We start from the raw sequence: 7,101 nt of genomic DNA on the forward strand, positions 1-7,101 counted from the left end.
GTTCCCTCACCGAGCTCGACCTGCTCCTTCCCGACGGCGAGCGGGTGTCGGTGCGGGTGGCCGCGTACCGGCGGCGGGGGGCGGCGCGGCCCCCCCCCCCAAACCCGGGGGCGAACGTCAGAGGTGGCCGCCGGCGGCGGAGGGGGCACCGGAGGCGTCGGACGGGGTGGACATCTCCCGCGCGATGAAGTTCTCCAGGTCGAACAGGTTCGACCCGGCCCGGTCGGCGATGTTGAGCAGCGTGTTCATGCGCGCGACTTCCTCGACCTGCTCCTTGAGGAACCACTGCATGAACTGCTCGCCGAGGTAGTCGCCTTCCTCGCGGGCGGTGCTGGCCAGTTGGATGATCTGGTCGGTGACCGTCTTCTCCTGGGCCAATGCCAGCGCGATCGGCGCGCGGGCGTCCTCGAAATGCGACTTGGCCGCATCGATGCCCGCGATGTCGATGTTGATATCGCGGTCGAGGAAATACTGAACGATCATCATCGCGTGGTTACGTTCTTCCACGGACTGTGCATAGAACCGCTTGGCCAGCTGCGGCAGATCGGCATTGTCGAACCACACCGCAATGGCGATGTACTGGTGTTCGGCATTGAACTCATGTCGGATCTGGTCTTGAAGCAGGCTGTGGAATTTGCTACGCGGGTTTTCCGAATGACTCGACATGCCGGCAACATTAGCGCTGGTCACAGGGCTTGTCATCCAAGTGCAACCTTATTGAGGGAAGTATTCCCTAAGCAAGTACTCCCTAACTAAACCTGCCCTGCCCCAGCCATTTTCGGTGCTGCGTTGTCCACCGGGACCTTGCCCGCCAGCTCGCGCCGAATGAATTCCTCCACGTCGAACAGATTCTGCTGGCGGTCCAGCACGGTGAGCAGTGTGCTCATCTCCGCGACGTCGGCCACCTGTTCTTTGAGGAACCACTGCACGAATTGTTCGCCGAGATAATCCTGGGCGGTCCGCGCCGCCGCGGCGAGTCCGCTGATCTGCGCGGTGGTCGCCCGCTCGCGGTCGAGCAGGAAAGCGATCGCGGCGCGCGGCGAATCGAACTCGGAGCGCACCTCGTCGAGGCCCCCGATCGTCACCGAGATATCGCGGTCGAGCAGATACTGGACCATCCGCATCGCATGGCCGCGGCTCTGCGCCGATCGGGCATAGGTCTGCGCGGCCAGCTCGGGTAGTCGCTGTGTGTCGAAGTACACGGCGGCGGCCAGATACTGTTGCGCGGCGGTCAGCCCGTGCCGGATCTGGTCTCGCAGCAGCTCGATGAACGAACGGTCCTCGGCCATACCGTCGACGTTACCGCGTCAGCAGCTCCTCGGGAATCTGTTGGTCGTTGGCCAGTGCCTCGAAGAAGCCGGGCGCCTTCGACTTGTCCCACAGCAACACGTTGCCGACGTCGGTGTCGTCGAAGCCGCCGATCGGCACGCTGGTGGTGACGGTGTCGCCGCGCATCGCCCAGCCCAGGGCTGCCAGGTTCCAGATGTGGTCGCCGTCATCGACTTTCAGCGATCCGGCCACCCCGGTGGCCATCGGCCACAGCGCGAACGGGTTGGCCAGCGTGCCCATGCTCGTCGCCTTCTTCAGCAGCGCCGACATGAACAGGCGCTGATGGTTCATCCGGTCGACATCCGCGCGCGGCGTGGCCCTGGTCCGCACGAAACCGAGCGCCTCCGGCCCGCTGAGCTCCTGACAGCCCGCGGGCAGGTCCAGCCCGGCCAGCGGGTCGACGATCGGCTCCTCCAGGCACATCTCGATCCCGCCGAGCGCGTCGACGACGCCGGCGAAACCGCCGAAGCCGATCTGGGCGTAGTGGTCGATCCGCAGGCCGGTCGCGATCTCGACGGTCTGCACCAGCAGCGGCGCGCCGCCGAGGGCGAACGACGCGTTGAGCTTGTCCCTGCCGTGGCCGGGAATGCTGACGTAGGAGTCGCGCGGCAGGCTGACCATCGTGGTCGGCCCGGACGACGGGATGTGCACCAGCATGATCGTGTCGGTGCGTTCGGGACCGATGTCGCCGCCGGTCGCCAGTTCCTGTTCCTGCTCGGTCGACAGGTCACCGCGACCGTCGGAACCGACAAGCAGCCAGTTCGTGCCCGGCGTATCGCCGACCCGGTCGCGGGGGGTGGGGAGGGGGGGGGTCCCGGGGGGCGAGTTGTGGCGGGGGACCACCCCCGCGCTCAGCCCCGCGCTCAGAGCCCCCCCCCTCAGCGTCATCCACCGGAACGGATGACGCCTGCGTGGCCGCCGCGGCGGCCTGGCCTGCCTGCCCACATCGGGCGGGGGCGGGGTGCGCCGGGGCGGGACGCCGTCGTGATGGGGGACCGGTCGCTGGGTCGGCGCGTGCCGGACCGGCTCGCGATGCGGCACCGGGCGCTGCGTCGGCGCGTGCCTGCGCGGCTGCTCGGTCGGTATCTGCGAGTAGGCCAGCGGCTCGCCGCGGCCGTCACGGTGCAGGACCTGGGTCGGCTCGATGTGCGAGGCGGGGGGTTCGCGGCGCGGCGCGGGGTTGTAGCGGACCGTCGGACCCTCGCCCGGCGGTGGCATGCGCTGGGGGTTGCCGTGCCGGACCGTCGGATCGTCGCCGGGCAGCGGACGGCCCTGACGTGGACCGTTGCCACGCCCGGGCGGCGGCAGCGGAGGACCACCGGGGCGGCCTGCCTGCGGCGGCACCCGGCGCCTACGCGGGTCATCGCGGGGATCGTCGCCGTTCATCACTGGGGCACTCTACTGATCGTCGGGTGCGCGGGTCGGTTGTGCGCGCTCGGTCACTACTGGGATACCCCGCTCGGGCCCCCGTGTTAGCGCGAAACGCGGGGATGTGGCCGGACTCGCCGTGACACGCCGCTCACGGCAGCCAGCCGACGCGACCGCGCAGCACGGTGTAGCCGAGGTAGGCGACCGCGTCGATCGTCGCGTGCGCCAGGATCAGCGGCCACAGCCGGTTCGTGCGCTGCCAGTACCGGCCGAAGAGCAGGCCCATCACGATGTTGCCGAGGCCGCCACCGATCCCCTGGTACAGGTGGTAGCTGCCGCGCAGCAGCGCCGACGCGACCAGCGAGCGGTTGTCCGACCAGCCGAGCTGACGCAGCCGGGTGAGCAGATAGCCGACCACCAGCACTTCCTCGGCCACCGAGTTCGCGCAGGCCGACAGGATCAGCACCGGCAGCCGCCACCAGTGCTCCGACAGCGAACTCGGCACGATGGTGACGCTGAATCCCAGCGCGTGCACGAGTAGGTACAGCCCGAGCCCGGGCAGGCCGATCACCGCGGCCAGCAGCAGACCCGGCACCACATCGCCGCGCCCGATCCTGGCCAGGCCGATCAGCCGCGGTCCGATTCCGCTGCGCCACAACAGGTACAGGCCGAGCGCGGCCCAGGCCAGCAACCGGGTGACGCTGACGAGCTGGAACAGCAGGTCGAGCACCGAGTTGTCCGACCGGGAGGCGTTGAGCGCCACCGTGCGCCCGCCGATGCCACCGGGCGAGAGCGCCGAATCCAGCAGCGCCAGACCGGCACTGATCCCGCTCAGCCCGAAGGTCACCAGCAAGACGATCGCGATCTCCAGTCGGAGACCGAACCGTTCCCGCTCGCTCAGCTGGGTGTCCGGAGGATCGACGCGCATGTCGCGCAGTGTAGGCAGCTGGCACAACATCAGCCCGTCGCCGGGTTCAGATGCGGCGCAGGCCGTTCAGGTAGGGGCAGCCCGCCAGGATGCGCACCGCTTTGCTCAGCGATTGGACGTCGTCGGCGGGGGTGGCGAAGGGCAGGCGCACGTCGTGGTCGCCCTCGGTGCTCTCCACGCGCAGGGTCAGGCCGTAGCGGTCGATGGCCAGCGGATGCACCATCCCGCCGCGCAGCCGGGTCGGCAGGTGCCGGGCCAGCTGGGCGACGATGTCGGCGTGATCCTCGGCCATGTGCTGCAGCCAGGCGCTCTCGAGTTCGCAGAACGGGTCGGGCGAGGCGGCGCGCAGGTCGGCGTGGTCGACCGATTCGGCGCCGGAGGTGTCGGCCAGCACCGCCGAATTCACCACCACGCGCAGCAGGGTGACCCCGTGACCCACATCGAGCAGGCCCGGATGCGGGAACTCCTTGGCGATCTCGATCGCGAGCGCGCGCTGCGCCTGCTCGGGCACCTGCCGCACCCAGCCGCGCAACCACACCAGTGCCCGGACCGGCTCGCGCAGCGGCAGCGGCGCGTGATCGGTGAGTTCGAGCACCGCGGAGGTCTCGTTCGCCGTCGCGGCCAGCGCCGCCGCGAGCGAGCCGGCCGGCACCGCGATCACCGCGTCGCCGCACCGGCGCAGATGATGCAGCGTGGTCGGCACCGGATCGATGCCGGGCAGCGCGAGCATCGCCGACTCCGCGTGCGCGCACGCGCTGCGCACGCGCTCGGCGGTCGTCGGCGCGAGGATCGTGGTAGGGCTCGACATTGACAACCTCCGCGAACTGTTGATTAGGTAAACCTAAGCTAAGTTACCGCGATCATTCGCGCAAGAGGGACACCCCGCGGAATCGCCGAAAATTCCGCATCTACGGTGGTCTGATGACGCACGACGACCACGCGACGCCCGCCGAACCCGTCCTGGTCACCCTGTCGACGCCCGCCCGCCGCAGTCTGGTGGCCGGCCTGGTCCGGCCGCTAGGCGGCGCGCCGGAGACCGCGGAAATCGTCGACGTCGACATCCCCGATGCCGAGCTGGCGGCGTTCCTGGTCCGCATCGCCCACGCCGACCACGGCTTCGTCGCCCGCACAGCCGACGGGGCACGTGCCGTCGCCATCGTCGCCGGTACGGTCGCCGCCCTGTGCGGCGAGGACATCCCGACCGCCCTCACGAATCCCGATGTCGATTTCCTGACCTCGCTCAAGCCACCGGCCATCGAAGCAACCCGGACGGTTCTGCTCGCCATCGAAACCGACGATGAGCAGGCGATCACGGACGCTCTCCGCGTCTTGGATTCCTGAGCCGGGCCGACTTCGGACAACGATCCAGCTAATCTTTCTGTGTGCCGCGTATTGCGTATTTCGGGCCGTCCGGGACGTTCACCGAGATGGCTCTGGCGAAGTTCGAGAACTCGGGGGCCTTCGACGGCCCGGTCGAGCGAGTAGCCGCGCCGAGTCAGGGTGCGGCACTGGATCTGATCCGGTCCGGCGATGTCGACGGCGCGGTGGTGCCGATCGAGAGTTCCGTCGAAGGGTCGATTCCCGCGACGCTGGATTCGCTGGCCATCGGGCCGCGACTGCAGATCGTCGCCGAGACCGAGCTCGAGGTGAGCTTCACGATCGTGGCGCGCCACGGCATCACGCTCGACCAGGTGCGCACGCTGGCTGCCTACCCGGTAGCCGCCGCGCAGGTCAGGCAGTGGGTGGCGCGGAACATGCCGGCGGCGCGGCCGTTCACGTCGGCCTCCAACGCGGCCGCCGCCGAGGACGTGGCCGCGGGAACCGCCGACGCCGCGGTGTCGACCGCGCTGGCGGGCGAGCGGCTCGGACTGGCCACGCTGGCCGCCGGGGTGGCCGACCACGACCAGGCGATCACCCGGTTCGTCCTGGTGACGCGGCCGGGAGTCGCACCGCACGCGACCGGCGCCGATCGCACCTCGATCGTGCTCGAGCTGCCGAACGAGCCCGGCTCGCTGATGCGCGCGTTCGCCGAATTCGCCACCCGCGGCGTCGATCTGACCAGAATCGAGTCGCGGCCGACCCGGACCTCGATGGGCACCTACCGCTTCTACCTGGACTGCGTCGGGCACCTCGACGATCCGGCGGTCGCGGAGACATTGAAGGCATTGCATCGCACGGCGCGGGTCCGGTTCCTCGGATCGTGGCCCGCGTACTCGGAGGTCGGTACGCCGCCCCCGTCGGACGAACCTGCCGCAGAATGGTTGACGCAATTGCGAAAGGGGGTCGCTGACCTATGACTACACGCGCGAAGCTGGTGCTGGTGCGGCACGGCGAGACCGAGGGCAACGTCGCGAAGATCCTCGATACCCAGGTGCCCGGCCTCCCGCTGACCGAACGCGGTGTGGCGCAGGCGAAAGCGTTCGGCGCGAGTCTGGCGCGCGCGCCGCAGGTGCTGGTGTCGTCGGCGGCGCTGCGCGCCCGGCAGACGGCGAGCTACATCGAGGCCGCCACCGGCTCGGCCGCCCACGTCCTCGACGGCCTGTTCGAGGTGCAGGTCGGCGAGCTGCACGGGCGCTCGGACCAGGAGGCCCACGACCTCTTCCAGCAGATCTACCGCGGCTGGCACCTCGGTGAACTCGACACCAGGGCGCCCGGCGGCGAATCGGGGCACGAGGTGCTCGACCGGATCGTGCCGGTGCTCGAAGGGCTGCGCACGGAGTTCCTCACCGAGGGCGCCGACGGTGACGTGGTGGTCGTCAACCACGGCGCCGCCATGCGGCTGGTCGCCAAGACGCTGGCCGGGGTGGCGCCGCCGTTCACCACGAACAACCACCTCGACAACACCGAGACGATCGAACTGCTGCCCACCGAGGACGGCGGCTGGGAGTGCCTGCGCTGGGGCAGGTTCACGCCGCCGTTCACGGTCAAGGCCGAGCCGACGGCCGACGACCCGATGGGGTAGTCACCCCAGGTTGTCGGCCTTCGCGGCCGGGAATTCGGTGCGGATCGGCAGTGATTCGATGAGATCGGCGACCGCCGTCCGCAGGCGCGCGTTGGTGCCCGAGGCGATGGACGACCACTTCACGCCGTCGTCGGCGACGCTGGCGGTGATGATGAATCTGCCCGCCCGCGTGTTGAACACGGCGATGTGGTTGTCCTGGATGTCGCGGGTGCCGTCACCGTAGGCGACGCCGACGATCTCGGCGTAGGAGTGGATCTCCACCAGCGCCGAGGCGAGCGCGGGCGCGTCGCCGGCCGGTTTGCCGATCTTGCTCAGCCGCTCCGTGGTGGCCGCGACGTCGCCGGTGTCGCCGAAGATCGGCGCGAGTTCCTCGGTGGGAGCGTTCATCCCGTACAGCTCGAGCGCTTCGGACTGCCCGAGCGCCTGCAGTACCGCGCCGGGCAGGTCCAGGCCCGCGTCGTCGATGACGTAGGACTCCGGCCCGCGCAGGGCGACGACCGCGCGGTCGTCGCCC

Annotated in this window: 9 protein-coding genes; 3 read left to right on the forward strand and 6 right to left on the reverse strand. The window is 69.7% G+C overall.

Annotation, left to right across the window (positions count from 1 at the left end):
- Nucleotides 1-117: 117 nt before the first annotated feature.
- From ACFWPJ_RS08085 to ACFWPJ_RS08105, 5 genes are all read right to left on the reverse strand, one after another.
- On the reverse strand, nucleotides 118-666 hold the full coding sequence (locus ACFWPJ_RS08085; protein ID WP_378848687.1) for a ferritin: 549 nt from the start codon (nucleotides 664-666) through the stop codon (nucleotides 118-120).
- An 86-nt stretch (nucleotides 667-752) separates the two neighbouring features.
- Nucleotides 753-1,289: a ferritin gene (locus ACFWPJ_RS08090; protein ID WP_378848690.1), complete on the reverse strand. Its 537-nt coding sequence runs from the start codon at nucleotides 1,287-1,289 to the stop codon at nucleotides 753-755.
- A gap of 10 nt (nucleotides 1,290-1,299) precedes the next feature.
- Nucleotides 1,300-2,715, reverse strand: a complete 1,416-nt coding sequence (locus ACFWPJ_RS08095; RefSeq protein ID WP_378848704.1) for an LCP family protein — start codon at nucleotides 2,713-2,715, stop codon at nucleotides 1,300-1,302.
- A gap of 133 nt (nucleotides 2,716-2,848) precedes the next feature.
- Complete coding sequence (locus ACFWPJ_RS08100) at nucleotides 2,849-3,625, reverse strand: CPBP family intramembrane glutamic endopeptidase (RefSeq protein WP_378848693.1); 777 nt, start codon at nucleotides 3,623-3,625, stop codon at nucleotides 2,849-2,851.
- Nucleotides 3,626-3,671: 46 nt separating this feature from the next.
- Nucleotides 3,672-4,433 (reverse strand): DUF2470 domain-containing protein, encoded by a 762-nt coding sequence (locus ACFWPJ_RS08105; protein ID WP_378848695.1) that lies wholly within the window; start codon nucleotides 4,431-4,433, stop codon nucleotides 3,672-3,674.
- 113 nt (nucleotides 4,434-4,546) lie between these two features.
- On the opposite strand from ACFWPJ_RS08105, the gene ACFWPJ_RS08110 reads away from it, so the two are divergent.
- From ACFWPJ_RS08110 to ACFWPJ_RS08120, 3 genes are read left to right on the forward strand one after another with little or no spacing between them, the layout of a single operon-like run.
- Nucleotides 4,547-4,966, forward strand: coding sequence for a hypothetical protein (locus tag ACFWPJ_RS08110; protein ID WP_378848697.1), 420 nt, complete (start codon nucleotides 4,547-4,549; stop codon nucleotides 4,964-4,966).
- A 41-nt stretch (nucleotides 4,967-5,007) separates the two neighbouring features.
- A complete protein-coding gene (gene pheA, locus ACFWPJ_RS08115; protein WP_378848700.1) occupies nucleotides 5,008-5,922 on the forward strand; it encodes a prephenate dehydratase in 915 nt (304 codons plus the stop codon).
- Nucleotides 5,919-6,587, forward strand: coding sequence for a histidine phosphatase family protein (locus ACFWPJ_RS08120; RefSeq protein WP_378848701.1), 669 nt, complete (start codon nucleotides 5,919-5,921; stop codon nucleotides 6,585-6,587). The genes pheA and ACFWPJ_RS08120 overlap by 4 nt, the downstream gene beginning before the upstream one ends.
- On the opposite strand, the gene ACFWPJ_RS08125 is transcribed toward ACFWPJ_RS08120, so the two are convergent.
- A partial coding sequence (locus ACFWPJ_RS08125; protein WP_378848703.1) for an ESX secretion-associated protein EspG occupies nucleotides 6,588-7,101 on the reverse strand: 514 nt, incomplete at its 5' end.

Source organism: Nocardia sp. NPDC058497 (genome assembly GCF_042720195.1).
Lineage (GTDB): Bacteria > Actinomycetota > Actinomycetes > Mycobacteriales > Mycobacteriaceae > Nocardia.

What these genes read in the sequence shown, in the direction of transcription:
- ACFWPJ_RS08085 (WP_378848687.1), bottom strand. Translation starts at nt 666, where the DNA reads ATGTCGAGTCATTCGGAAAACCCGCGTAGCAAATTCCACAGCCTGCTT.
- ACFWPJ_RS08090 (WP_378848690.1), bottom strand. Translation starts at nt 1,289, where the DNA reads ATGGCCGAGGACCGTTCGTTCATCGAGCTGCTGCGAGACCAGATCCGG.
- ACFWPJ_RS08095 (WP_378848704.1), bottom strand. Translation starts at nt 2,715, where the DNA reads ATGAACGGCGACGATCCCCGCGATGACCCGCGTAGGCGCCGGGTGCCG.
- ACFWPJ_RS08100 (WP_378848693.1), bottom strand. Translation starts at nt 3,625, where the DNA reads ATGCGCGTCGATCCTCCGGACACCCAGCTGAGCGAGCGGGAACGGTTC.
- ACFWPJ_RS08105 (WP_378848695.1), bottom strand. Translation starts at nt 4,433, where the DNA reads ATGTCGAGCCCTACCACGATCCTCGCGCCGACGACCGCCGAGCGCGTG.
- ACFWPJ_RS08110 (WP_378848697.1), top strand. Translation starts at nt 4,547, where the DNA reads ATGACGCACGACGACCACGCGACGCCCGCCGAACCCGTCCTGGTCACC.
- ACFWPJ_RS08120 (WP_378848701.1), top strand. Translation starts at nt 5,919, where the DNA reads ATGACTACACGCGCGAAGCTGGTGCTGGTGCGGCACGGCGAGACCGAG.